Genomic DNA, 25728 nt, shown 5'->3' on the forward strand with positions numbered 1-25728 from the left:
CCGGGCCTACACTCCCCGCATACGAGTGATTGCGGTCACGCAGTCCTGGGCCGAGCGGAGTGATCATGTCGCAGCTGTGGGGGTCGCTCGGTCTGATCGCGACGTTCCTGGTGCTGGTCGCCGCACTGCGGTCCGCCCACAAGCGGCTGGATCGCGGTCAGTAGGCGACCCTTCGCGAGGGTAAAAGCCGACCGCACGTCGCCGCACCGGCGGCCGGGTCGCGGCTCCATTCGGTTTGCTTCGCCTGGGTCTTTGCGGCATCTTTACGCGTGGAGCGCCGGGAAGTCTGGTCGGCCCTCCGCCCGGAGGGGGTGGAGGACCCGACTTGAGGACGGTTCTTCCATGGCGCTCGTACTGGCGTTCGGCGTCGTTCTGCTCATCAGCGTGTCCCTGTCCGGTGTCGCCGCGCGGACGGTGCTCTCGACAGCGTTGCTGTTCCTGCTCGCCGGGGCACTGATCGGCCAGGGCGGGCTCGGCCTGGTCCACATCGCCCCGCACGATCCGCTGGTCACCGCGCTTGCCGACATTGCCCTGTTCACCGTGCTGTTCACCGACGGGCAGCGGGCGAACGTCCGCGCCCTGCGTGAGGGGTGGCGGCTGTCCGGGCGCGCGCTGGGCCTGGGCATGCCGCTCACCATGGTCGGCATTGCGGTGCCCGCGCACTTCCTGGTCGGGCTGGACTGGCCGACCGCGCTGCTGCTGGGGGCGATCCTGTCGCCGACGGACCCGGTGTTCGCCGCGGCGATCGTCGGGCGGGACGACGTGCCGTTGCGGCTGCGGCGGCTGCTGAACGTCGAGTCCGGGCTCAACGACGGCCTGGCCCTGCCGTTCGTGCTGATCTTCCTGGCCACCGCGACGCACGCGGAGTCGCACCTGGGCACCGTCGCGATCGAGCTGGTCCTCGGCCTGGTACTCGGGATCGCGATCCCCGCGCTGGTCGCCCTCGCGTGGCGGCTGAGGATCCTCACCGCCGAGCCGCGGCTGCAGGCGCTGGGGCCGCTGGCGATCGCCGTCATGCTTTACGCCGCCTGCCACCTGACCCACGCCAACCCGTACCTGGCCGCGTTCGCCGCCGGGTCGACGCTGGCCACGCTGGACAAGGTCGCCGCCGAGCACTTCGAGCCGCTGGGCGACCTGCTGTCGGAGATCACCAAGTTCGCCGCGCTGCTGGTGTTCGGCGCGTTGATCACCCCGGACCGGCTCTCGCACCTGAGTATCGGGGGCTGGGTGCTGGCGGTGGTGGCGATCGTGCTGGTCCGGCCGGCCGCGATGGCGCTGTCGCTGCTGCGGACGCCGCTGGCGGGGCGTGAGCGCGCGGCCGCGGCGTGGTTCGGCCCGAAAGGCTTCGCGTCCGTGGTCTACGGGCTGCTGGCGCTGCAGTCGGGCATCCCGGACGCGGAGCTGGTGTTCGACCTGGTCGCGGTGACGATCGCGTTGTCGATCGTGCTGCACTCCTCGACCGACGTTCCGGTGGCGAAGGTGCTGAGCTTCGAGCCGCCGGACAACCTGCCCACCGGGCGTCAAGAAACCGACAGGAGGACCGGCTAGTGCGCCACGAACCCGGCCGCGGGGCCGTACGCTGGGCGGATGCATGCTGTGGAGATGGCCGAGGAGTACCCGGTCGTCGACCTGGACTCCGATGCCCTGGACGCGGTGCGCCTGCTGGCCGAGCGCCGGTTGCCGGGCATCGTGGTGACCGACCGGGGCGGCTGCCCGCAGTCGATCCTGCCCGCGTCGCAGGTGGTGCGGTTCCTGGTGCCCAGCTACGTGCGCGACGACCCGTCACTGGCCGGGGTGCTGGACGAGTCGATGGCCGACCGGGTCGCGGACAAGCTGGGCGGCAGGACCGTCCGCACGCTGCTGCCGGAGAAGCCCTCGGAACTGCCGCGGGTGCAGGCCGACGACACGATCGTGGAGGTCGCGGCGATCATGGCCCGCCTGCGCTGCCCGCTGGTGGCGGTCATGGAGGACAAGCGCCTGCTCGGCGTGATATCCGCGTCCCGGCTGCTGGAGCTGGCGCTCACGCACCGCTGACCGGGGCGGCGGGGCGATGAGCACGGTCCTCGCCATCGCGGTGTTCGTCGTCGCCTACGTCTTCATCGCCACCGAGAAGCTGCCGAAGACCGCGGTCGCGCTGGCCGGCGCCGGGGTCGTGCTGGCGTTCGGGGTGACCGATTCGGCGGACGCGTTCTACTCCCACGACACCGGCATCGACTGGGACGTCGTCTTCCTGCTGTTCGGGATGATGGTCATCGTCGGCGTGCTGCGCCGCACCGGCGTGTTCGAGTACGTCGCCATCTGGGCGGCCAAGCGCGCCAAGGGCTCGCCGCTGCGGATCATGGTGCTGCTGGTCCTCATCACGGCGGTCGCCTCGGCGTTCCTGGACAACGTGACGACCGTGCTGCTGATCGCGCCGGTCACCCTGCTGGTCTGCGACCGGCTCGACATCAAGCCGACGCCGTTCCTCATCGCCGAGGTGCTGGCGTCCAACATCGGCGGCGCGGCGACACTGATCGGTGACCCGCCGAACATCATCATCGGCAGCCGCGCGGGCCTGTCGTTCAACGACTTCCTGCTCAACATGACCCCGATCGTCGCGATCGAGGTAGTCGCGTTCACCCTCGCGCTGCGCTGGGTGTTCCGCGGCTCCTTCGCCGTCGACCCGGAGCGCGCCGCCTCGGTCATGCGGCTCAACGAGCGCGAGGCGATCCGCGACCACCGCCTGCTGCTCAAGTGCGGGATCGTGCTGCTCGCGGTGTTCACCGCCTTCGTCGGCCACTCGCTGATCCACGTCGAGCCGTCGGTCGTCGCGCTGCTGGGCGCGGGTGTGCTGGTGCTGATCTCCCGGGTGGAGCCGCGGGACTACCTGGCCGGCGTCGAGTGGGAGACGCTGCTGTTCTTCGCCGGGCTGTTCGTGATGATCGGCGCGCTGGTCAAGACCGGCGTCATCGGCACGCTGGCCGAGTGGGCGGCGCAGGCGACGGGCGGGAACGCGCTGGTCGCGGTGATGCTGATCCTGGTGGTCTCGACGGTGCTGTCCGGCGTGATCGACAACATCCCGTACGTGGCAACGATGAGCCCGCTCGTGCTGGCGCTGACCCAGGACATCCCGGACCCGGCGCACTCGCAGGCCCTGTGGTGGTCGCTGGCGCTGGGCGCGGACTTCGGCGGCAACATGACGGCGATCGGGGCCAGCGCCAACGTCGTGATGCTGGGCATCGCGGCGCGGTCCGGCAGCCCGATCTCGTTCTGGGAGTTCACCCGCAAGGGCGCGCAGGTGACGCTGCTGACCGTGCTGATCGCCGCGCCGTACCTGTGGCTGCGCTACTTCGTCTTCGGCTGACCCTGCTCGACCTGACCGGACTGGGGTGCCATTTGCTGCTACGGGACCGCGCTGGGGCCGATGGTCATCGTCGCCGTCGATCAGTTCGCGCCCGCGCCCCAAATCGACGACCCGCTGGCCGACGCCGCGGCGGGCGGTCTCGACACGGTGGTCATCCTCGGCGCCGGGTTCGACACCCGCGCCTACCGGCTGCCCCAGCTGCGCGGCATCCCGGTCTACGAGGTGGACCTGCCGGCCGGCACCACCCGCAAAGCCGCCGCGCTGCGCAAGCACTTCGGCCGGATTCCCGACGGCGTCACGCTGGTCCCGGTGGACTTCGAGACCCAGGACTTCCGGGACCAGCTGGGCCGCCACGGCTTCACCGGCGGGCAGCGCACCTTGTCGTGTGGGAGGCGGTGACCCCTGCCGGTGTCGGAGATCGAGCGCTCGGTGCTGGCCGAGTTCACCGGCTGACGAACGTCCGCCAGCACCCGCACCGCCACCGCCGAAGCCGAACAAGAGGAAATCGAGGACATTTCGGGGCGCGGCCGGAGTAAAGTGACACCTGGTGTGCCGGGAAGCCTGGTCGGCGCGAGAGTCCTGCGCGCGAAACGAGGCTTCCCATGACGATCGACGCTGTCGGCCTGACCAAGCAGTACCGCGACGTCCTGGCCGTCGACGACCTGACCCTGCACACCACCCCCGGCGAGATCTACGCCCTGCTCGGCCTCAACGGAGCCGGCAAGACCACCACCATCCGGATGCTGCTCGGCCTCATCCGCCCCACCCGCGGCCAGGTGACGCTGTTCGGGGAACCGGTCGGACCCGGCCGCAACACCGTCTGGGCGCGCATCGGCTACCTCGTCGAAACACCGTCGGCGTACCCGGAACTGACCGTCAGCGAAAACCTCCAGGTGCTGGCTCGGCTCCGCGGCCTGCGCGAAGAGAAGGCCGTCTCCGACGTCATCGCCCGGCTCGGCCTGCAACCGCACGCCCACCGCCGCGCGCAAACGCTTTCCCTGGGCAACAAGCAACGCCTCGCCCTGGCGAAAGCCCTGCTGCACCAGCCTGATCTGCTGCTGCTCGACGAACCTGCCAACGGCCTCGACCCCGCCGGCGTCGCCGAAATCCGGACCCTGCTGCACGAGCTCGCCCACCAGGACGGGGTGACGATCCTGCTCTCCAGCCACATCCTCACCGAAGTCGCCCGCCTCGCCACCCGCATCGGCGTCCTCGACCGCGGACGCCTGGTCTGGGAAGGCGCCACCGCCGACCTGGTCGCCCAGGCCCGCCCGCGGCTGCGCGTCACGGTCCACGATCCCGGTCACGCCACCGCGGCGTTGCGCGCCGCCGGCCACACCGTCTCCACCGAAGACGGCGGGCTCACCCTCACCGAAGACCACGCGATCCACCACCCCGACGAGATCGCCACCCGGCTCGTGACCGCGGGCTGCCCGCCCACCCGGCTCGCCGTCGAGCAGGACGACCTCGAAACCTGCTTCCTCCGCCTGGTCAGCCACGCATGAGCACCGCCACCGCCGCCATGTGGACCGAGCTGCTGAAGGCCCGCCGCTCCCGGCTGCCGTGGGTCACCGCGGCGGCGTTCACCATCGCTGCCGGGTTCGGCGGGCTGATCATGTTCATCCTCCAGGACGTCCGCCGCGCCCGCGCCCTCGGCCTGCTCGGCACCAAGGCCGCGCTCACCGGCGGCACCGCCGACTGGCCCGCCTACTTCGCGCTGCTCGCCCAGATCACCGCCGTCGGCGGGGCCGTCCTCTTCGGCGTCATCGTGATCTGGACCTTCGGCCGCGAATTCAGCCAAGGCACCGCCAAGGACCTCCTGGCCCTGCCCACCCCACGCACCACCATCGTCGCCGCCAAGTTCGCCGTCACCACAGGCTGGTCCCTGGCCCTCGCCATACAGACCTACCTGCTCGGCCTCGTGATCGGTGCCGCGCTCGGCCTCCCCGGCTGGTCGGCCGCGGTGGCCGCCACCGGCCTGGGGAAGCTGCTGCTCACCGCTGCCCTGACCATCGCCGTCGTTACCCCGTTCGCGTTCGCCGCGAGCGCCGGCCGCGGCTACCTGGCCGGAATCGGCGCGCTGTTCCTCGCCGTCTTCCTCGCCCAGGTCATCGCCCTGCTCGGCTACGGCCCGTACTTCCCCTGGTCCGTGCCCGCCCTCGTCACCGACATCGCCGGCCCCGGCCGCCAGCCACCCGGACCGCTCGGCTACGGCCTCGTCGCCATCGTCGGCATCGCCGGGACGCTGGGCACGGCCCTGTGGTGGAAACACGCCGACCAAGACCGCTGAACCGGCGCCCCAGCCGGTCGGGGCCGACAGTGCACGGTCAGGAAGGCGGACGGTCTAGCGCCGGAGCCGGTAGCGGATCAGCCGTGAACTGTTCCCGACCACGGCGACCGACGACGCATTGTGCAGGATCGCCGCGGCCACCGGCGACAGGCCGCCCACGGCGGACACCGCGAGCCCGGCCGCGTTGACCGCGATCGACATCCCGTAATTCTGGCGGATCAGGGTGATGCCGCGGCGGCCGAGATCGCGCAGGTCGAGCAGGGCACGCAGGTCGTCCGTGGCGAGCGCGACGTCCGCGGTTTCCACCGCGACGTCCGTCCCGCCGACGCCCATCGCGATCCCGATGTCGGCCAGGGCGAGCGCGGGCGCGTCGTTGGTGCCGTCGCCGACGACCGCGACCGTGTGCCCTTCGGCCTGCAACCGCCGGACGACGTCCTGTTTGTCCTCCGGCAGCACCTGGGCGCGGAACTCGTCGATGCCCAGCTCGGCCGCGACCGCCTTGGCCGTCTCCGGGTGGTCACCGGTGAGCAGCACGATCCGCCGGACGCCGTCCTGCCGCAACGCCGCCAGCACTTCCCGCGACTCCGGGCGCACCGTGTCACGCAGGGAAACCAGCCCGGTCAGCCTGCCGTCGACCGCCAGCAGCAACGGCGTCTCGGTGTCCGCCTGCAGCTTGCGGACCCAGCGTTCGGCCTCGCCGGGGATGGCGATGTTCTCCTGGCGCAGCAGGTCGGCGCTGCCGATGAGCAGCACGCGGCCGTCGCTCTGGACGCGCATGCCCTGGCCGAGCAGGACCGCGCACTCCTCGTGCGGCGGGATCTCGATCCGCCGTTCCTCGGTCGAGCGGATGACCGCCTGGGCGAGGGGATGCCGCGAGTGGATCTCGGAGCTGGCGGCGTAGGCGAGCACCTGCTCCGGCGACCAGGCGTCGTCGAAGGAGATCACGTTCGTCACCACCGGGCGGCCCAGGGTGAGCGTCCCGGTCTTGTCGAACACCATGGCGTCGACGCGGCCCGCGGCCTCCAGGTGGGCGCCACCCTTGATGAGGATGCCGCGGCGGGCGCCGTTGCCGATCGCGGCGCTGATCGCCGTCGGCGTGGCCAGCCCGACCGCGCAGGGGCAGGCCACCAGCAGCATCGTCATCGCCCGCCGCACGTCGCGGGTCACCAGCAGGGTGAGCGCGGAGAGGGCGAACGAGGCGGGCACGAACCGGCGGGAGAAGGTGTCGCCGACCGTCTGGATCGGGGCCCGGTCCTCCTGGGCCTGCTCGACGCGCGCGATGATCCGCCCGATCGCGGTGTCGGGCCCCACCGCGGTGGCCCGCACGACGATCCGGCCCCGCAGCAGCACCGAACCCGCGTGCAGCACGGTCCCGGGCGCGACGGTGACCGGCAGCTGCTCACCGGTGACGGCAGCCTGGTCCAGGATGCCCTCGCCCTCGACGACGACCCCGTCCACCGGCAGCACGACGTGCTCGTGGACGACGACCTCGTCCCCGAGAACCAGGTCGGCGATGTCGGTTTCGAGCTCCGCGCCGGACGGCGTGCGGACCCAGGTCCGGGTCTGCGCGCCGGTGAGCAGTTCCGAGATCGCCCGCCTGCTTCGCCGGAGCGTCAGGTCCTGCAGGTATTCGCCGATGTTGAGCAGCCACAGCACCGTCAGCGCGACGACGTTTTCCCGCAGCACCAGGCTCGCCACCGTGGCCGCCGACACCAGCGCGTCCGTTCCGGCGCCGCGGCGGCCGGCCAGCGACCGCAGCGCGCCACGGAGGAAGGGATAACCGGTGAAGATGGTCACCGCCGTCGCCGCCGTGCGGCCGGCCGGGCCGAGCATCGGCGGACGGCGCAGCCCGTAGCGCCGGATGCCCAGCAGCGCCAGTGCCACGCCGCCAGCGAGCATGCGCAGCATGTCGCCGGTACGGACGTCCGCGGAGCGAGGTGACCGCACGACCGGGGCCGCGGGATCCGAACGCAGGGCTTCCTCGATGGCCGCCACCAGCTCGTGCCGGTCGCAGCGGCGCCGGTCGTACCAGACGACCACGCTGCCGGTGCGCGGATACGCGTGCACCTGGCGCACACCGGGGACCCGGTCGACCGCGTCCTCGACGGCGACCGCGCGGGCGCGGCTGTCCCGCAGTGCCGTCCCGGTGAACCTGGCCCGCCCGGCGGCGTCGGACACCAGGGTCAGGGTGGTCACGGCAGTCAGTGGTCGTGCCCGTGCCCGGCAGGCGCCCCGGGTACCGGCGCTTGCTCCCCGATGCGCTCCCGCGCTTCGCTGAGCACATCGGCGGTCGCCAACCGGACTTTCTCCGCACCGGTTTCGGCCGCCCGCGCGCCTTTCAGGCCCCACGCGGTGACGGCCACCGTCGCCGACCGGAAAGCACCCGACCGGGCGATCCGCTTCACGCCGTCGTAGACAGCCGCGCCGGCGACACCGGTCACCACCACGCCTGCCGCCTTGGCGGCGATCCCGCTCAGCATCACCAAGCCTCCTCAGCCATCCAGCTCACAGCACCGCTCCTCACCTGCGGCGCAGCACGTCGGACGCAGGTGATCTGCGAGCCTATCCCCGTCGGCGGGCGCTGTCCTGACGGCCGATACTACTGGCAATGATTGTCGTTATCTGCTGATGGGTGCCGTGAACCCGGCCACAAACGGCGACCCACCACCTCGTCAACCATCTGAGCGGCGCCGACCTCACCGCAGTCGACCTCAGCGCGGTTTCCGGGCTCACGATGGAAACAGTCAAGACAGCGCGCACCGACGTTTCCACGGTTCTTCCGGACGGCCTGAGGAATCAGGCTCCGGATCTCCGCCCGGCCGCAGTGGCCGCGCAGGACACCCGCCGTCCAGGGCCGGGCGAGCAGTCGGTTCATCGCGTTCTCCTCCGTCGTCGTCGACGGCCATTCAACGGGAAGCGACGTACACACCTCGGGCCTCACCCTGGTACACGGACGCCGGTTCACCGGGCACGATTCGGACTTGTGCCTGCCTGACAACAACTTCGGCCGGCGCAGCTGACATTTCTCACCGCACGTCCGCGGCGACGACTCCATTCATCAGCCGGAACGCAGCCATTCCCGAGACGCACACGGCGCGGCCGCGCCGGAGGCACCGGCCCGGCGGGAACGCCGGGCCGCTGACCGATGTGGACCGGACCTTCATGGTCAAGGTGCGGCAGGCGGGACTCTGGGAGATCCCCGCCGGACGCCTCGCGCAGACCCACGCGAGCAGCGAAGCGGTCAAACGGGCCGGCATGCACCTGCTCGACGGACACTCGCTGCTGGACCAGCTCGTCCGCGAGGAGTTCGACAAGCTCTTCGTCAGCCTCCTGCGCTCGTCCCACGGCAAGATCTTCGCCACCATCGCCGAAGTCCGCGCCGGCACCCAGAACGACCTCGTCCGGCGCCTTGCCCGCCAGGCCAACCAGACCGTCATGGACCACATGGAAGTCCTCGAAGACACCGGTCTGGTCAGCGCCCAGACCCTCGAGGAAGTCGGCGCCGCGGCCCGCAAATTGACCGCCTTGCCAGGCCGCCGGAAGGGCGGCCGGGCGGTCAGCCGGACGTCGGCAAGGGCCGGGTCGCGCGGATCGTGTCCGGTGAGGCGTTTGACGCGGTCGAGGCGGCAGGTGACCGCGCGGACGCGGTCTCGGTGGTGTTCTCCCCGGATGCCGTTAACCTGTCATTCATCTCCGAAGATCCGGACGATCGAGGTGGTGAACGTGCACGACGAACGACCCGTGGAGTTCGTTCCCCGGTCGGTGACCGAACTCGCCGCCGATCCCGCGTGGACGGTCACCCGGGCCCGCGCGAGCGGCCAGTGGCTCACCGCCGAGCGGGTTCTCGGGCACGGCAGGCTCATCGGGCTGACTCCGATCCACCCCGGCGCCGTCGCCCTCATGCTCTGGTCGGGTGGCGAGGTCGTCGAGCACCTCCGGACCACCGAGGCCGAAGCCTGCGCCACCGCACATCGCTGGGCCGCGGAGTTCCTGGGCGGCCGGCAGCCGTAAGGCCGCAGAGTTCACCTCCGGTTCATCTTCAGGACGTCTCAGTGGGCATGTTCCCGGCAGCACAGCCGACCGGAAGGTGACCGATGAGCACGCTGGACTCGATGACTTCCGCACAGCTCGACACCCACTTCGCCCAGCTCGAAGAACGGCTGGACCACGACTACACGAACGTCACGCGGGCCCGGCTCCACGCGATGGTCGACCGGGAACGTGCGCGGTTCGCCGGGGCGCGGATCCACGCCTTCGTGCCGATCCTCGTCGAGCGGGCCGTCCGGGCGGCGCTGGCCGCTATTTGAAAATCGCGATCGGGTGCACGATCAGCTCTCCGTGGTGCGGGTCCCAGTCCTCGACGCGGCCCAGGCACTGGGCGTGGAACGTGCCCTCCGGGACCTCGTCCGCGTCGCGGAATCCGTGGTTGCCGCACCGGAAGCGCACGCGCGGCCCGGCCAGTGGATCGGCCGGGTCGCCGTAGGCCGCGATGAACGTCGTGTAGCCGGGCTCGTCGGAGCCGGTCCGGCGGAACAGGCCCTTCAGCGACACGAACGCGTCGATGCCGCGCAGCCGTGCCGTCCGGAGCCGGGTCGTGTCCGGGCCGTCCGCCCAGCCCAGCGCGGTGACCAGTGCCTTGTTCTGCACCAGCTCCTGCTTCACGAGGTTGACGTACACGATGTCGTCGCGCTTCTCCAGCACCTCCATCACCATGCCGATGACGGTGATCGGCTCGGCGCGTTCGATGTACTTGCTGAACACCTCTTCGGACCGGGTGTGCTCCGCCTTGCCCCCGCCGGCCGGGAAGCCGAGCTGCGCGCTGATCGACCGGCCGCGCTGGTCGCGCTTCTCGACCTCCTTCTCCAGCGCGTCGTTGTAGCGGTCCTGCTGGTACAGCCCCATCACGGAGGTGTGGTGCAGGTAGAACGCGATCCCGCTGATCGGCCCGGTCCCCTGCCTGCCGCGCGCGCGGCGCCAGTGTGCGACCAGGATCCCGGCCGCGGTCAGCAGCAGCAGGAGCGTCAGGATCCACACGCCCCACCAGATTCCCCAGATGCTCCAGTAGAGGGAGCTGTCACCGGCAGCCACGGGTCTCCTTGAAGGCGTCGAGCAGCGAAGCCGCGGTCGCGTCGGCCAGGCGGCCACCGGTCGCCGCGGCGGCCCGGCCGAGTTCGGCGGCGTCCGCCTCGCCGAACCGGACGGCGTAGGTGTGCACCGCGGGCGGCAGGGGACGGTGCAGGAATTCGTCGACGCCCAGGCCGGCGTTGTTCTCGCCGTCGGTCATCAGCACGATCGACACCGGCGCGGCCGGGTCGGTCTTCGCCAGCTCCGCCGCCTTGTCGTAGGCGTGGGCGAGCGCCGACCAGATCGCGGTCGCACTGTCGAAATCTTCGACGTCGAGGAAGCCGCGCACGGCTGTGAGGTCGGCGGGACCGTGGATCGTGAAGTCCCGCTCACCCAGGATCCGGCCGCCGAACCGGATCAGCGTGATCCGCTCGCCGCGGTAGAACCGCGCGAACTCCGCCGCGCCGGCTCCGGTCAGGGCGTCGAACGCCGTGCGCAACGATGCGATGCGGCCGCCTCGCATCGAACCGGAGAAGTCGAGCACGAACAGCACGTGACCGGGCACCCGGCCACGCGGGTCCCCGTAGTACGCGAGCAGCTTGTCGACGACGGCCTGGTCGTCGGGAAAGTACAGCGCGGTGCCGACGCTCTTCGGCAGGCGCGGCTCGAGCGGCACCCCTTCGACGACCGGGCGGCGGAGCGTGCGGTCCATGATCTTCCGCTGGCTGTCCGGCCGTTTCAGCCAGTCCGTGACCCGCTCGTACGCGCCGCGCTTGGCGGGATCGAGCAGCAGCAGCGGGTAGTCCGACTGCATGATCCCGTCCCGCGGGTAGATCAGCTCCAGGGGCGCGGCGAGCTTCCCGCTCGCGTTGAGCGACAGCAACGTCGACTCGTAGCCGATCACGGCATCGGCTTCGGACTGGTGCGCGGTGAAGACGTCGACCAGCTCGCCGGAGCTGTTCGCGGTGAGCGTCTGCCCGGCACGGAACCCGCCGAGCCGGTCGCAGGCGACGTCCTGCGCCCGCAGCGCGGCCCCGGTGCCCGCGGCCGCGGTCGCGATGCCGACCAGCGCGGACAGCCCGCTCGCCGACCGGCCAGGGTCGGCCATGGCGAACCGCAGGGTGCCCGCCGCGGCGGCGTCGGCGAAGTCCGCCCACGACACGTCGGGGTGGCGGGCGCGCAGCGCGGCCGCCGCCTGCGGCTTCGCGCCGATGACGATCGGCGAGAGCATGATCCGCGTGCCTGCCGGGCGTTCCCCGGTGAACCCGGACTTGCGCAGCTTCAGCTGGAAGTACCGGTCGGTGGACAGCCAGGCGAGGTCGTGCCGGTACCGGCCGGGGGTGAGCGCGGTCCCGGCGTCGACGGTGCCCTGCAGGTCGAGGTCCAGCCGGATCCCGGTGTCCGCGCGCAGGTCGTCGAGCACCGGGGCGAGGTCGGCGAGCTCGGAGCTGGCCAGCACGCTCAGCCGTTCCGGCCCGGGCGCGCCGGTGCAGGCGGTCACCGCCAGGACCGCGCCCAGCAGCACCGCGGCGAGCCGCTTCACGGGCAGTCACCGACCGTCTTGATCATTTCCTCCAGGACCGGGTTGGCCGGCAACGGCGTGGTGCCGTCCTGGTCGGCCTGCTGCGGGGTCGGCAGCCCCTGCTCGGCGAGGAAGCTGTACAGCCGCGCGCTCTTGTTGCTCCCGGCGGGGGTGGCGACGCCGAAGCCGAGTTCCATCGCCCGGCGCTGCAGGTCCGGATCGGTGGTGATCAGTTCGCCGAGCCGTTCCGCCTCCGGCCGCAGGGGCACGAACTGCGGTTTCGTCAGGATGTTGTCCTTCGGGTACAGCAGCACGTGGTCGGTGTCCGGGCGTCCGGTGGCGGCCTTGATCCGCAGCTGCTGTTCGAGGTACTGGTGTTCGTAGATCACCACGATCGGCTTGTCGCCCTCGGCGACGTTCCAGTACGACTCGGCGAGATCGGCGGAGGCGAACCCCTGCCGGTTCAGCAGCGGCTTGATCCGGTTGGCCAGCTCGTGCGCGGCGTGCAGTGTCGCCGGGCCGGCGGGGCCGCCCGGCGGCGCCGGGTCGGTCAGCGGCACCTGCCTGCCGTTCTCCAGGTAGGCGACGAGCGCCAGGTACGTCGCGCCGGAGTTGGAGTCGCAGACGTGGGCGGTCTGGGCGAGGACCAGGTTGCCGTTGTTCACCCGCTCGGTGCCGAGCGAGTTCCAGGTGGCCCCGGCCTTCATCGCCCGCACGAACTTCCCGGTGTCCAGGGTGTAGTAGAGGGGTTCGCCGTCGCCGGACGGCGCGGACGCGATTCCGTTGCGGCGCAGCGCTTCGGCGTAGGGGCGGTAGGTCGCGAGCACGATCGGGCTGGTGAACGGCTGCCGGATCGTGCCGCCGAACACGTCGGCACGGGCGGTGCGGACCAGCCCCGCCGCGGGCTCGCCGGAGAGGAAGACGAAGTCGTACTTGTTCAGGTCGTGCGTGGCGACGTCCCGCGAGCCGGTGCGGGTCACGTGGACCCGGATGTGGTGGCGCATCAGCAGTTCCCGGACCTGCGCGTCGGCGAAGAAGTCCGCCTTCGACCCCATCTTGCCGGACAGTTCCAGCGTCGGCTCGAAGGGCACCAGGACGGTGCCCGACACCAGCAGGGTCACCAGGCCGGCGATGGCCAGCCCGAGTACCGGGCCGAACGACCGCAGGAACCGGCGCCGCAGGAAGAAGGCCGCGGGCCGGGGCCGGACGGTGAGGTGTGGTTCTTCGAGGATGGGGCTCTCGGTCGTCACCGATGCAGACCTCCCGACGGTTCCGCCACGGGAAGCGGACGTTTCGTACGGAAAGTCTATCGGGCCTTCCTGCGCGTTACAGCCGATTCAGGAAACAACAACGGCCGTGCCCGGAATGATCTTCCCGGCACGGCCGCAGGGCCGGTTCGGACCCTTAATTGTAGCCCATTTCGTCGGGCGACACGCCGTTGTACCCCATCTCGTCGGGGCCGTCGGCGAGGACCGCCGCCGTCCCCGCGGCCGGGACGGCGACGGCAGAGTTGGTGGAAGTTCCCAGGAAAACAGCCGCGAACAGGGTCAACGCGACCGTGGCGACCGCTCGGCGAACCCGCATCATTCCTCCGGTGGTCAAGCGGGCGAAACTGACTTTCGGGCCAGGCGGACGTTCCCAGAGCAGAAACAACCATCGGGCAACGAGTGGTTACGGGAGCGCCAACACCGGACGGCGACACCGGATATCCGAACAAATGCCGAACGCCACGTTTCCGAAAACGGAAGACCGAGTTTCCGGAGTGCTTCGACGCCATGTCGAGTACACCCCTTGTTCAAGATCTGTTTTTCTTCTATTATCGTCCGTGTGCAACCGCTCACGGACGGTGCTGACCTCCTGATCGGCCGGGACGGCGAGCTGTCCCGGCTGTCGGGCTGGGTGCACGACGTGGCCACCGGCCGCGGGCGGGCCGTTCTCGTGGACGGCGAGCCGGGCATCGGCAAGTCCGCTCTCGTCCAGGCCGCCTGCGCGGTCGCCGTCCGGGCGGGGTGCCAGGTCTTCCGGGGCGCCGGTGACGAACTGGGCCAGGAACTGCCGCTGCTGCCCCTGCTCGACGCACTGCGCATCACCGCCGCCGCCCCGGATCCCCGGCGCGGCGCCATTGCCGGGCTGCTGCGCGGCACCGCGCACGGCCGCGGTGCCGACCTCGCCGCCGCGGCGGCCGAACAGGTGCTCACGCTGGTGGACGAGCTGTGCCAGGCCGGCCCGGTGGTGCTGGTGGTCGACGAGCTGCAGTGGGCCGACCGCGCGACGGTGGCGGTGTGGGCCCGGCTCGCCCGGTCGGTCCGGCAGCTGCCGCTGCTGCTGATCGGCGTGCTGCGCCCGGTCCCGCGGCGCGACGACCTGCGCGCGTTGCGCCGGATCGTGGGGCCTGCCGAGCGGCTGCGCGTCGGCCGCCTCCCGGAACCGGCGGTCCTCGAACTGGTCGCGACGCTCGCCGGTGGCAAGCCCGGCGAGGAGCTGACCCGGCTCGCGGACGGTGCGGCCGGGAACCCGTTGTACCTCACCGAGTTGCTCGACGCGCTGACCAGGAGCTGCTGCCTGGCGGTCGACGACGCGGGGATCGCGGAGCTGACCGGCGGGCCGATCCCGGACTCGCTGCCGGAGGCGATCGCGGACCGGCTCGGCTTCCTGCCGGAGCCGACGCGGGCGGTGCTGCGGGCGGCCGCGCTGCTCGGCACCGGTTTCTCGGTCGCCGACCTGACGATCGTGGCCGGCGCCGAACTGCCCGTTCTCCTGTCCGCGCTCGACGAGGCCAGAGCGGCCGGCGTGCTCGTGGCCGCCGGTGCCGACCTGGCCTTCCGGCATCCCCTCATCCGCGCGGCCCTGTACGACGAGCTGCCGCCGGGAATCCGGGTGGTCTGGCACCGGGCCGCCGCACGGGCGCTGGCCGACGCCGGTGCCCCGGTCGTGCGGGTCGCCCGGCAGCTGCTGCCGACCGTGTCCACAGAGGACACCGGCGAGCCGGTGCCCGGCTGGGTGGTGGACTGGCTGCTCGGCGCGGCCGCTCCGCTGACCGGCCAAGCCCCCGAGGTCGCCGTCACGCTGCTGCGCCACGCGATCCGCGTCGCGCCGTCCGCGGTGCTCAGCGCCCGGCTGGCGGAGGCGCTCTACCGGGTGGGGCGCTTCGCCGAAGCCGAGCGCGTCGCCGCCGGCGCGCTGCCCGCGGCCGACGGCCCGGACCTGCTCGTCGACCTGCACACGACCGTGACCCAGTGCCGCGCGATGACCGGCCGGTCCGCCGAATCCCTCGCCACGCTGGACTCGGCCGCGGCGTCACCGGCCCTGCCCGCCCGGCACCGGGCCCGGCTGCTGGTGCTCACCGCGCGGACACACCGCGATCTCGGCGAGGTCGACACGGCGGCCGGAGTCGCCACCGCCGCGCTGGCCGAGGCGGGCGACGACCGCTGGGCGACCGGCTGGGCCCTGCACGTGCTGAGCCTGGTGGCGATGATGCGCGGCGAGTGGACCGAGGCGCTGCCGCTGTTCGAGCACGCGATGACCCTCACCGCCGAAGACCCCGCGCTCACCGACCTCGGCCTGCTGCTGCGCATCAACCAGGCCGTCACTTTCGGTGCCCTCGACCGGTATCCGGAGGCGCTCGCCGCCGCCGGGCGGGCCCGCGAGCTGGCCGACCGCGCCGGCAGCGTGGTGCGGCTGGCCCAGGCCCAGAGCGCGCTCGGCCAGCTGCTGCTGGGCTGCGGCCGCTGGGACGACGCCGTGGCCGAGGTGGACGTCGTCCCGGACGACCTGAAGGATCCCAGCGTGGTGTGCTGCGACCACGGCGTGGCCGCGATCATCGGCTTCCACCGTGGCGAGCCGGCCGCGGCGCGGCGGCATCTGGACGTCGCGGCGCCGTACGCGGACCGGATCGGCGGCCGGGTGGTCGAATCCCTGGCGCTGGCGCGCAGTCTCGCGTTCGAGCAGGACGGCGAGCCGGACCGCGCACTCGCCACGTTGACGGCCGCGCTGACCGGGGAGGACGAAGGCGAGGGCCTGCTCGGCGACGCCGTCCGGCTCGCGGTCGAGACCGGCGCGCCCGCCTCCGCCATCGGTGCCCGCGTCCGCGCGATCACCGCCGGGTCCGCCGTTCCGCACCGCCGCGCGCTGGGTCTCTACGGCCAGGGCCTGCTCGACCGCGACGCGGCGACCTTGCTGCGTGCCGCCGACGGCTACCGCGACGCGGGCCGTCCGCTGCCACGGGCCAAGGCGCTCGAGGCCGCCGCGATCGCGTTCGCCGAAGCCGGCGACCGCGCCTCGGCGCGGGCCGCGTTCACCCATGCGCTGGGGCTGTTCGAAAACCTCGGCGCGCAGTGGGACGTGGCGAGGCTGCGGGCCCGGTTCCGGGCGTTCGGCATCCGGCGTGGCCCGACGGCGAAACACCGCCAGGCCACGCACGGCTGGGAAAGCCTCACCCCGACCGAGGGGAAGATCGCCGGTCTCGTCGTCGAAGGACTGTCGAACCCGCAGATCGCGGCCCGGCTGTTCCTGTCCCCGCGCACGGTCGCCACGCACGTCTCGCACATCCTGGCCAAGCTCGGCGTCCACTCGCGCATCGACATCGCCCGCGAAGCGAGCCGCCACCCGGCATCGGGCTGAGCCTCAGCACCGCGAGTTCCGGATCCGGCTCCACATCGGCACGACGAACCACCACAGCGCGAACCAGCCCAGCACGCCGGCGGTGAACCACACGGCGAGCGCACGGCCGAGAGTGACGCTGAGGATCAGCAGGAGCGCGGACCCGATGGAGAGCATCAGCAACGTCAGCCCGGACAACGCGAACCGGCTGGACGCCAGCACCAGCTCCCGCTTGAGCCGCCGCCGGAACACCAGCCGGTGGAACGCGGCGGGGGCGATCAGCAGTGCCGTGGCCGCGGCGCCGAGCACCAGCGCACCCACGTAGACACGTCGTTCGAACTCGGTCAGCGTCGCGAAGCGCGGGGTGAAGGCGACGGTGAGCAGGAAGGCGAGCAGCAGCTGCACCCCGGTCTGCGCCACCCGCACTTCCTGCAGTATCTCGGCATAGTTGCGGTCCAGCCGCTGCGTCGGCGTCTCGCGGCGCACCGCGAAGTTCCACTGGTCATGGGCATCCGGAGGCTCGCCGAGGGGCAGCCGGTCCAGTGTGGTCTTCTCGATCCCGTTCACCTTCATGCCACCACGGTCCCGCGGACGGCGCAGCGAGACATCGGTCGATCAACGGATGCGGGAAGGTGGTACCCGGGCAGTACGCCGTGTCACGGCCAGGTGCGGGCCTGCGCGTCAAACAGGGCTTGGTCACTGTGCACCGGAATCACGCACAGCAGATGGCCGCCCGGGGCTCGTAGCACGTGGCAGTTCAGCCATTGGGAGACCTTGGTGGCGCCCAGGGCGAGCAGCCGCGCCACCTCGGCTTCCACGTCGTCGGTCTCGATGTCGATGTGGTAGCGGCCCTCGTCCGCCACCGTCTGGAGAGCCGTGTGGAGGTCGGGGATTGCCTTGGCGAGGGTCTTGAACTGCGGCTCGTCGGCGCTCTGCACGGCCGGTGTGCCGAACACCCCTGACCAGAACGCCGTGGCGGCGGCGTCCGCTTCCTCCGGCACGTCGATGATGACCGCGTAAGCACGGGAACGGTGCATCGCCCCAGCTTATCCGGGTTTCCGCGCCGGGGCCGCGCAGCTCGGGACCGGTCCCCGGCACCTTCCCGGATCATCGGCGGAGCTGCTGCGCACTCGAGGAGATCCGTGCCCGGCCTGGTTGCGGGATCACCGCTGGCGCAAGGAGATTCCAGCGCCTATGTCGTTGGCCGTCGCGGATCACCGGATTCGGGAAGTCCGGCCTCGCGGTCATCCCGAGGCCGGGCCGGTCCACTTCTGGTTCTGGCCGCCGTTGCAGGTGCCCAGGCGCACCGCGGTTCCGTTGGCCGTCGAGCCTGCCGCGGTCTCCAGGCACAGCCCCGACTGCACGCCCGTGATGGTGCCGTCGGCGTTGCTCTGCCACTTCTGGTTGGCTCCGCCGTGGCACGCCCAGATGATCACCGCGGTGCCCGGGCTGGTGGCGCCGCCCTCCGCGTCGAGGCAGCGCAGCGTGTCGCCCGTGTACACCGTCAGCTCGGCCGCCGCCGTGGCGGTCCACGTCTGGTTCGCGCCGCCGTTGCAGTCCCACAGCTGCAACCGCGTTCCCTGCGTCGTCGTCCGGCCCGGTACGTCGAGGCACCTTCCCGCCGCGACCGAGCGGACCGGCCCGGTGCGGGTCGCGGTTCCGCCGTTGTCGAGGCCCAGGAAGGAAATCGCGTACGCGAGCATGCCCGCCTGCGGCAGGGTGTGGCCGGTGCCCGCGATGACGACGCCTTCCACGGTGGCGCGGGTGCCGGTGTCGCCGTAGCGGGTCCGCGTCCAGGACGGCTGCGGGTGGTCGGTGAACGACGGTGTCGTGCTCAGCGAGTGCAGGGCGGTCCACTGCTTGATCTCTTCGCCGAAGTTGCGGTAGGCCAGCGTGGTGTCCTGGTCCCCGTGCCACAGCTGCATCCGCGGGTAGGCGCCGGTGTAGCCGGGGTACATGGCGTGGGCCTGGTCGGCCCACTGCTGTGCCGTCTTGACGACGTTCCCGCCGGCGCACTGGCTGTTCCACAGCGAGCCGTCCGTGGTCGCGAAACACCCTGCGGGCACGCCGGAGAACGCGGCGCCCGCGGCGAACACGTCCGGGTACTCGGCGGCCAGGACGTTCGTCATCATGGCGCCCGAAGAGAACCCGCTGACCACGATGCGGGCCGGGTCCACGTTGTAGTGCTGCCGGGTCCAGGCGACCATCGACATGATGCCGGTGGAGTCGCTGCCGCCGTCGCGGGTCAGGCCCGCCTTCGTGGAGACGTCGAAGCAGTGCCCGTCGCGGGTGGCCTCGGGCACGACGATGATGTAGCCGTACCGGTCGGCCGCGGTCACGTAGTCGTGCCCGTTGCCGTTGAAGATCGCGCCCGCCGAACCACTGCAGTAGTGCACGAGCACCAGCAGCGCCGGCTTCGCCGCCACCGTGTCGGGTACGTACACGTACATGCCGAGGTTGGTGGGGTTGGCGCCGAATCCGGTGACCCTGGTCAGGGTCGCGGCCGCGGCGGACCCCGCGGTCAGGAACGCCACCGTCAGCGGCAGCATCAGCGCCACCGCCAGCAAGCCGCGGATCACCCGTTTCATCGCTTCCTCCGCCCGTCGTGCGCGATTCACGGTAAAAGCGCCCGGCGACGTCGTCAACGATCTTTCCGCCGGGACTGAAAATTACACGGCAAATGAATGTTTCACCGCCCGAAAACGTCGAATCATTGAGGCGGGAAGTGAATCATGTTAACGTTCACAACCCCCCTCGCCGATGGGAGTTCCGTTGCCGCACACACCCTCACCCGCTGCCCGGCCGCCGCGCACCGCAGTCGTGTGCGCGGCGATCATCGCGCTGCTGGCCGGCTTCGTCGCCGTCGCGGCGCCCGCCACCGCGGCCGCCGCTCCGATCACCAAGCCGCCGATGGGCTGGAACTCCTGGAACTCCTTCGCCGGGGCGATCGACCACACCGTCATCGAGCAGCAGGCGGACGCGCTCGTCTCCTCCGGCATGAAGGACGCGGGCTACGAGTACGTCAACATCGACGACGGCTGGTGGACCGGCGCCAGGGACGCCGGGGGCAACATGGTCGTCGACACGGCGAAGTGGCCCGGCGGGATGGCCGCCATCGCCGCCTACATCCACGGCAAGGGCCTGAAGGCGGGCATCTACACCGACGCCGGCCGCAACGGCTGCGGCTACTACTACCCGACCGGGCACCCCGCCTATCCCGGCACCGGCGCCGAAGGCCACTACGACCAGGACTTCCTCCAGTTCTCCCGGTGGGGCTTCGACTACGTGAAGGTCGACTGGTGCGGCGGGTCGAAGGAAGGGCTCGACGCCCGCACGGCCTACACCGCGATCAGCGACGCCATCTCGCGCGCCACCGCGCAGACCGGGCGCCCGATGACGTTCTCCGTCTGCGAGTGGGGCAGCCAGCAGCCGTGGAACTGGGCGCCCGGCATCGCCAACCTGTGGCGGACGAGCGGCGACATCATCTACTGGGGCGAGCGGCCCCAGATGTCCCGCGTGCTGGCCAACTTCGACGCCGCGCAGCATCCGGGTGCGCAGAGTCCGGGGCACTACAACGATCCCGACATGCTCGTCGTCGGCCTGTCCGGGTTCTCGGACGCGCAGAACCGCACCCACCTGAGCCTGTGGGCCATCTCGGGCGCCCCGCTGATCGCGGGCAACAAGCCGAGCGACATGACCGCCGCGACGCGGGCCGCGCTCACCAACCGGGAGATGATCGCCGTCGACCAGGATCCGCTGGGACGGCAGGGCACGAAGGTGGCCGAAGACGCCACGGGGCTGCAGGTGTACCAGAAGCCGTTGTCCGGCACCGGCCGCCGGGCCGTGGTGCTGCTCAACCGCACCGGCTCGGCCGCCACGATCACGGCCCGGTGGTCGTCGCTCGGCCTCTCGGGCCCGGCGGCCGTCCGCGACGTGTGGGCAGGCGCCGACCGCGGCAGCTTCGCGTCGGCGTACTCGACGTCGGTCCCGGCCGGCGAGGCGGTCCTGCTGACCGTCACCGGCACCGACGGCAGCACGCCCCCGGGCGGCGGCGCGATCACCGGCAAGCAGTCCGGCCGCTGCCTCGACGTCCCGGGCGGCACGACCGCGAACGGCACCCAGGTCCAGCTGCAGGACTGCCAGGGCAGCCCCGGCCAGACCTGGACCCGCACGGCGAGCCGCCAGCTGTCGGTCTACGGGGGCACCAAGTGCCTCGACGCGTCCGGCCAGGGCACGGCCAACGGGACACCCGTGGTCATCTGGGACTGCAACGGCCAGGCCAACCAGCAGTGGTCCGTGAACGCCAACGGCACGATCACGGGCGTCCAGTCGAACCTCTGCCTCGACGCCAGCGGCCAGGGAACCGCGAACGGCACCAAGGTGATCCTCTGGACCTGCAACGGCCAGGCGAACCAGCAGTGGTCGGTCCCCACGGCGTGACCGGGCAGTGACGAGGCGCACCCGGCGGGCATCAGCGGCTCAGCCGCGCCGGGGCGCCTTGCTAGATTGCTGCCATGACCTCGACGGCACCGTGGTGGGGCGGCCCGCTGATCGCCTTCGGCGGAACGGTGTTCGGCCTGGTGATCACCGCCGTCACGACCATGCTGAACCGGCGCACCGAACGCCGCCGCCTCAGCCGGGACGGCAAGGCCACCGCCTACCCTGCCGTCCATGCCGCCGCCGGAAAACTCGCCCGGCTTCGCGTGTGGCCCGCGGACACCGGTGACCCCGCCGAGCTGGTCGAGCAGCTGCACGACCTCGGCACCGAAACGGCGTTCATCAGCCCGCCGCAAGTGAACGAGGCCATCGGCAAGCTGCTCGCCGCCGCGCAGGCCCACCGCGACATGATCATCGCCATTCGCCGCGACACCACACCCGGCCACGGCGACAGCATCGACCGGCGCGTCGCCGAAAACTATCGGAAATCCGCCGAAAACCTTCGATCGGCACTCGAGGAATTCGCCGGCACCGCCCGGCGCGATCTGGAAATCCGCGGCGCATTCGTGCCCATCGACCCCGTTTCACCCGAAGGAGTCAGCGATTCCGCGACGGCAAAACGGTTACCTTGAGTGATGAAATGGTAAACTTCACGCGCAGGACCGCAGGACCGCAGGACCGCAGGACCGCAAGACCGCTTAGCCGGGCCGGCCGGTGACGGCGTCCTGGCGGACAGTCGGCGTCCAGCGGACCGTCCTGGCCGTCGCGCGCACGACCACCTCCCTCAACCGGCTGCTCGACGTCCTGCCCGTGTTCGCCGACGACAGCCGGATCCAGATCGTCTTCACCGTCGACGAAGGGTCGGCCTTCAGTGAGGGCGTGGAAGACCACCTCCGCGCCATGGGAACACGCGTCGTCGGCTGGGCGGACGCCGTCAAGACCGAGTTCGACCTCGTGCTCGCCGCCAGCGATCACACGGACCTGCACGAGCTGCGCGGCCCGCTCGTCCTGTTCCCGCACGGCGCCGGCTTCCAGAAGTACTCCCCGCACCGGCGGACCGGAACCCGCGAGCTGTCCGGCCTGACCCGGTCGGCACTCTGGCACGACGGAAAACCGGTCCCCGCCAGGATCGTCCTCTCCCACGGCGACCAGCTCAGGCACCTCGAAGACGTCGCGGCCGAGCTGACCGAACGCGCGATCGTCGCCGGCGACCCGTGTCTCGACGGGCTGCTCGCCCTTGCCCAGCACCGCGAAACCTGGCGGACGTCCTGGGGACTGCACCCCGAACACACCCTGGTGACCGTCGCGTCGACCTGGGGCGACGGCTCCGCACTCGGCAGGCGGCCCGCGCTGCCCGCCCAGTTGCTGGCCGAACTGCCCTACGACGAGTTCCGCGTCGCCGCCGTCCTGCACCCCAACGTCTGGGCACACCACGGCCGCTGGCAGGTCCGGCACTGGCTTCGCCGAGCGAGCAGCGCCGGACTGATCCTCCCGTCGCCGACCGGTGCCTGGCAGGCCGCCGTCGCTTCCGCACAGTGCCTGATCGGCGACCACGGCTCCCTTACCGCCTATGCCTCCGCGCTCTCGATTCCCTTGATGCTGGCCGCGTTCAACGCAGACGAAGTCCCGGACGGCAGCGCAATGGCCGAACTCGGGGCCGTCATGCCGTCGCTCGACGAACAGCGTCCCTACGCACCGCAGATCCGGGCGGCCATCGACGGCAGTGACGCGGGCGTGCTCGCCCGGCTGGCCGACCGGGTCTTCGCCCACCGCGGACAGTCCCTTCAGCTGCTCCAGCACGAACTCTATGACCTGCTGGCCTTGCAGCCGCCCGGACACCCGCCGCTGCCCGCCGCGCTGACCGGCCCGCCGCTGACCGTCACGCATCCCGAGTCCTTCCAGGTCGAAGCCGAGGTTCTCCGCGACGAAGTGCAGCTGCAGCGGTTCCCCGCCGCGATGATCGACCGGCCGCCGGACCGGCGCAGGCACCTGGTGAGCACCGGCGGCGAATCCGATGCCCGGATGCGCGAAAACGCTGCCGTGCTCGTCGAAACCCCGTTCCGGGACCGGGATCCGGAAACCTGGGCCCGCGGCACGCTGGCCCGCCATCCCGGATGCCGGCTCGTGGCGTGCTCGCCGTCTCCCGACGTGATGCTGCTGTGGCTGCGCGACGGCCGGTCGTTCACCGCGACGATCCGGCACCGCTCCTCGGCGGCCTGGGACACGCGGCTTGCCGCGTCCGCGCTGTACTCCCTGTTCGTGCGCGGGCTTTCCCTGGACGTCCCGTTGCGGGTCAGTGCCGGCCGTACCAGTGCGGTCGTGGCGTTCGTTCAGTCCTCTTCGGACAGTTCCTGAAGCCGGGCTTGGTACCGCGCCGCGTCCGGTGAACCGCCCGCGAGGTGCAGCTCGACCACCGCCGTCAGGTATCCCCGCTCGGCGGCTTGGTCCCCGTTTCGCCGCGCCAGCTCGGTGAGCAGCTCGAGCGGCTTGACGACCAGCTCGCTCGCCTCGAGCCCGTTCGCGATCTCGACGGCCTCGTGCAGGCTGGTCACCGCCTCCGCCTCCCGCGACGCCGCCAGCAGCACCTCGCCCCGGCTGAAGGCCGTCCGGGACAACGCCCGCGTGTCCCCGGCTCGCTCCAGCAGGAGCTTCGCGCGGTCCAACGCCGTCAGCGCTTCGCCGTACCGGCCGAGCCGCCCCAGGCTGCGGCCGCAGAACTGCGCCTGCAGCCCGGTCCCGCGCTCGTCCCCGAGGTCCTCGCTGATGGCCAGCGCCTGCGCGAAGTCGGCGAGCGCGCGCTCGAAGTCCTGCTGCCGGTACGCAAGCTGGCCGCTGAAGTCGCACACCGACGCCAGCAGCCGGCGGCCGTCGTCGACGGTCTCGGCCAGCCGTCGTGCCTCGTCGAGATCCGTTGCCGCGGCGGCGAAGTCCCCTTGGTTCATGGAAGCCCGCGAACGCAGGCACCGGACCCGCGCCTCGGCGGCGACGGCCCCGGCGCGGTGGGCGCACGTCACCGCCAGGGCGCCCGCTTCCAGCCAGGCCTGCAGGTACGAGTGCGTGCTGTAGAACGGCCACATCGCCTCGAACAGCTGCCAGGCCTCGGTGTCCAGCTGCTGTGCTTCGGCGTGGCGAAGGACGTCGAGCAGGCTGCCGTGCCACCGGCCGAACCAGCGGAGTGCCGCCTTCTTGCCGAGCCCGGCCGTCTCGCTCTCCGCGACGGGCTCGAAGGAGTCCGGCACGCGATAGCGGTCCAGCAGCACGGCCCGGTCCGCCGCCATCGCCTCGGCGCACCAGGCCCGGACCACCCGGGCCCGGCACCGGTCCAGCTCTTCGGGATCGTCCTCCGCAGCCGCGGCCCCGGCGGCGTACATCCGCACGAGGTCGGGCATCCGGAACCCGCCGTCGACCTGTTCGAGCAGGTCCATGGCGACCAGCACGCCGATCCGCGGACGTGCGACGCGGACCGGGATGCCTGCCGCCGCCGCGATGATCCGTTCCGGGAACTCGCGGCCGGGAAGAACGGCGAGCCGGCGGCACAGGCTCGCGGCATCGGCGTCCAGCGCGCGGTAGGCGGAGTCGAGTCCTTTCGTCATCTCGTGGCGTCCCTCCGTCCGGGCTGGATCGCCGGCGTTCGAGACGACCTCGGATTCGAGTTCGGCAACCAGCTCGGCGACCGACAGCCACGGCTGGAACCGCAGCCGTCCCGCCGCGATCTGCAGCCCGTGGGGCGAGCCACCGCAGATTTCGACCAGCCGCTCGGTCTCCCCCGGCTCGGCCTTGACCCGCTCGCCGACGCCGATGACCTCCAGCAGTTCCACCCCGTGCCGGGTGCTCAACCCGGTCAGATGACGCAGTTCCGCCCGGTGCGTGGCGACCAGGTCGTGCAGCCGCACATGGCTCGCGACCAGCACGAGAGCGTGCGCGGAATTGGGGATCAGGTACTCGACCTGGGCGGGTTCGGTGACGTTGTCCAGCAGCACGAGTACCCGCTGTCCCTCCAGCAGGGACAGGTACCGGCGGTGCCGTCCGGCCGGGTCGGCCGGAATCCACTGCTGTGCCACGTAAAGGGCCTCCAGCATCCCGCCGAGGACACCGTCCATGTCGACGCGGCCGTCGCGGTGCCAGGCGGCGAAGTCCACCTGGAGGCAGATGTCGAAGCGGTCCCGCAGCACGGCCGCGGCCTGGCGGAGGAACGCGGTCTTGCCCATCCCCGGCCGGGCGTGCACGGCGACCACGGCGGGCGCAGCCCGGACCTGGTCGGCGAACTGCCGCAGCTCCGCCAGCTGCTCAGTGCGGTCGGTGTACCCGGGCACCGGCGGATCCGCGGTCCACACGGCCGGCACGGGCCCGACCCGCTGGAAGATTCCCTCGTCCCCGCCGGTAACCACGCTCTCGTCTCCTCCCCGCAAGCCGAGCTGTCGACGCTACCCTAGGGCACGCCAACGACACAGCGAGTCGTCGTGATTGTCGCCG

The 25728-nt window shown here is 71.5% G+C and carries 22 protein-coding genes; 12 read left to right on the top strand and 10 right to left on the bottom strand.

What is annotated here, in order from left to right; translation table 11 throughout:
* Positions 1-342: 342 nt before the first annotated feature.
* The 6 genes from ABJI51_RS39535 (at position 343) to ABJI51_RS39560 (ending at position 5633) form a co-directional block, all read left to right on the top strand.
* Entirely contained in the window at positions 343-1548 is a 1206-nt protein-coding gene (locus tag ABJI51_RS39535) for a cation:proton antiporter (protein ID WP_348956286.1), read from the top strand.
* 39 nt (positions 1549-1587) lie between these two features.
* On the top strand, positions 1588-2034 hold the full coding sequence (locus ABJI51_RS39540) for a CBS domain-containing protein (protein ID WP_348956287.1): 447 nt from the start codon (positions 1588-1590) through the stop codon (positions 2032-2034).
* Between the two features lie 16 nt (positions 2035-2050).
* Entirely contained in the window at positions 2051-3343 is a 1293-nt protein-coding gene (locus ABJI51_RS39545; protein WP_348956288.1) for an ArsB/NhaD family transporter, read from the top strand.
* A 60-nt stretch (positions 3344-3403) separates the two neighbouring features.
* The gene (locus ABJI51_RS39550) at positions 3404-3742 is read left to right on the top strand and encodes a class I SAM-dependent methyltransferase (protein WP_348956289.1); all 339 of its coding nucleotides are present in this window, start codon (positions 3404-3406) and stop codon (positions 3740-3742) included.
* A gap of 203 nt (positions 3743-3945) precedes the next feature.
* A complete protein-coding gene (locus ABJI51_RS39555) occupies positions 3946-4848 on the top strand; it encodes an ABC transporter ATP-binding protein (protein WP_348956290.1) in 903 nt (300 codons plus the stop codon).
* Positions 4845-5633 (top strand): ABC transporter permease, encoded by a 789-nt coding sequence (locus ABJI51_RS39560; protein ID WP_348956291.1) that lies wholly within the window; start codon positions 4845-4847, stop codon positions 5631-5633. Before ABJI51_RS39555 ends, ABJI51_RS39560 begins: the two co-directional genes overlap by 4 nt.
* 54 nt (positions 5634-5687) lie before the next feature.
* On the opposite strand, the gene ABJI51_RS39565 is transcribed toward ABJI51_RS39560, so the two are convergent.
* Together ABJI51_RS39565 and ABJI51_RS39570 are read right to left on the bottom strand one after the other, a co-directional pair.
* Positions 5688-7829 carry a heavy metal translocating P-type ATPase gene (locus ABJI51_RS39565; protein ID WP_348956292.1) on the bottom strand — a complete coding sequence of 714 codons (2142 nt, stop codon included), beginning with the start codon at positions 7827-7829 and terminating at the stop codon, positions 5688-5690.
* Positions 7830-7834: 5 nt separating this feature from the next.
* Positions 7835-8113 carry a DUF1490 family protein gene (locus ABJI51_RS39570; RefSeq protein ID WP_348956293.1) on the bottom strand — a complete coding sequence of 93 codons (279 nt, stop codon included), beginning with the start codon at positions 8111-8113 and terminating at the stop codon, positions 7835-7837.
* 667 nt (positions 8114-8780) lie between these two features.
* Here ABJI51_RS39570 and ABJI51_RS39575 point away from each other — a divergent pair.
* Both ABJI51_RS39575 and ABJI51_RS39580 read left to right on the top strand, forming a co-directional pair.
* Entirely contained in the window at positions 8781-9644 is an 864-nt protein-coding gene (locus ABJI51_RS39575) for a DUF4142 domain-containing protein (RefSeq protein ID WP_348956294.1), read from the top strand.
* Between the two features lie 83 nt (positions 9645-9727).
* Complete coding sequence (locus tag ABJI51_RS39580; RefSeq protein WP_348956295.1) at positions 9728-9940, top strand: three-helix bundle dimerization domain-containing protein; 213 nt, start codon at positions 9728-9730, stop codon at positions 9938-9940.
* Here ABJI51_RS39580 and ABJI51_RS39585 read toward each other — a convergent pair.
* The 4 genes from ABJI51_RS39585 to ABJI51_RS39600 all read right to left on the bottom strand — a co-directional run bounded on the left by ABJI51_RS39585 (position 9933) and on the right by ABJI51_RS39600 (position 13821).
* A complete protein-coding gene (locus ABJI51_RS39585) occupies positions 9933-10721 on the bottom strand; it encodes a hypothetical protein (protein ID WP_348956296.1) in 789 nt (262 codons plus the stop codon). The genes ABJI51_RS39580 and ABJI51_RS39585 overlap by 8 nt on opposite strands.
* The gene (locus ABJI51_RS39590) at positions 10708-12240 is read right to left on the bottom strand and encodes a vWA domain-containing protein (protein ID WP_348956297.1); all 1533 of its coding nucleotides are present in this window, start codon (positions 12238-12240) and stop codon (positions 10708-10710) included. The genes ABJI51_RS39585 and ABJI51_RS39590 overlap by 14 nt, the downstream gene beginning before the upstream one ends.
* Positions 12237-13469 (bottom strand): hypothetical protein, encoded by a 1233-nt coding sequence (locus tag ABJI51_RS39595; RefSeq protein WP_348956298.1) that lies wholly within the window; start codon positions 13467-13469, stop codon positions 12237-12239. The genes ABJI51_RS39590 and ABJI51_RS39595 overlap by 4 nt, the downstream gene beginning before the upstream one ends.
* A gap of 154 nt (positions 13470-13623) precedes the next feature.
* Positions 13624-13821, bottom strand: coding sequence for a hypothetical protein (locus ABJI51_RS39600; RefSeq protein ID WP_348956299.1), 198 nt, complete (start codon positions 13819-13821; stop codon positions 13624-13626).
* Between the two features lie 225 nt (positions 13822-14046).
* Here ABJI51_RS39600 and ABJI51_RS39605 point away from each other — a divergent pair, with 225 nt between their 5' ends.
* Entirely contained in the window at positions 14047-16839 is a 2793-nt protein-coding gene (locus ABJI51_RS39605) for an ATP-binding protein (protein WP_348956300.1), read from the top strand.
* A 3-nt stretch (positions 16840-16842) separates the two neighbouring features.
* Here the strand turns inward: ABJI51_RS39605 and ABJI51_RS39610 are convergent, their stop codons facing one another.
* From ABJI51_RS39610 to ABJI51_RS39620, 3 genes are all read right to left on the bottom strand, one after another.
* On the bottom strand, positions 16843-17391 hold the full coding sequence (locus tag ABJI51_RS39610; RefSeq protein ID WP_348956301.1) for a DUF6328 family protein: 549 nt from the start codon (positions 17389-17391) through the stop codon (positions 16843-16845).
* 83 nt (positions 17392-17474) lie between these two features.
* On the bottom strand, positions 17475-17855 hold the full coding sequence (locus ABJI51_RS39615) for a VOC family protein (protein ID WP_348956302.1): 381 nt from the start codon (positions 17853-17855) through the stop codon (positions 17475-17477).
* 207 nt (positions 17856-18062) lie between these two features.
* Entirely contained in the window at positions 18063-19406 is a 1344-nt protein-coding gene (locus ABJI51_RS39620) for an extracellular catalytic domain type 1 short-chain-length polyhydroxyalkanoate depolymerase (RefSeq protein WP_348956303.1), read from the bottom strand.
* Positions 19407-19590: 184 nt separating this feature from the next.
* On the opposite strand from ABJI51_RS39620, the gene ABJI51_RS39625 reads away from it, so the two are divergent.
* The 3 genes from ABJI51_RS39625 to ABJI51_RS39635 all read left to right on the top strand — a co-directional run bounded on the left by ABJI51_RS39625 (position 19591) and on the right by ABJI51_RS39635 (position 23610).
* On the top strand, positions 19591-21258 hold the full coding sequence (locus ABJI51_RS39625; protein ID WP_348956304.1) for a glycoside hydrolase family 27 protein: 1668 nt from the start codon (positions 19591-19593) through the stop codon (positions 21256-21258).
* A 74-nt stretch (positions 21259-21332) separates the two neighbouring features.
* On the top strand, positions 21333-21887 hold the full coding sequence (locus ABJI51_RS39630) for a hypothetical protein (protein WP_348956305.1): 555 nt from the start codon (positions 21333-21335) through the stop codon (positions 21885-21887).
* 82 nt (positions 21888-21969) lie between these two features.
* A complete protein-coding gene (locus tag ABJI51_RS39635) occupies positions 21970-23610 on the top strand; it encodes a hypothetical protein (RefSeq protein WP_348956306.1) in 1641 nt (546 codons plus the stop codon).
* On the opposite strand, the gene ABJI51_RS39640 is transcribed toward ABJI51_RS39635, so the two are convergent.
* Positions 23586-25643 carry an NB-ARC domain-containing protein gene (locus ABJI51_RS39640; protein ID WP_348956307.1) on the bottom strand — a complete coding sequence of 686 codons (2058 nt, stop codon included), beginning with the start codon at positions 25641-25643 and terminating at the stop codon, positions 23586-23588. The two genes, ABJI51_RS39635 and ABJI51_RS39640, sit on opposite strands and share 25 nt — an antisense overlap.
* Between the last annotated feature and the right edge of the window lie 85 nt (positions 25644-25728).

Source organism: Amycolatopsis melonis (assembly GCF_040064235.1).
GTDB classification, from domain to species: Bacteria; Actinomycetota; Actinomycetes; order Mycobacteriales; family Pseudonocardiaceae; genus Amycolatopsis; species Amycolatopsis melonis.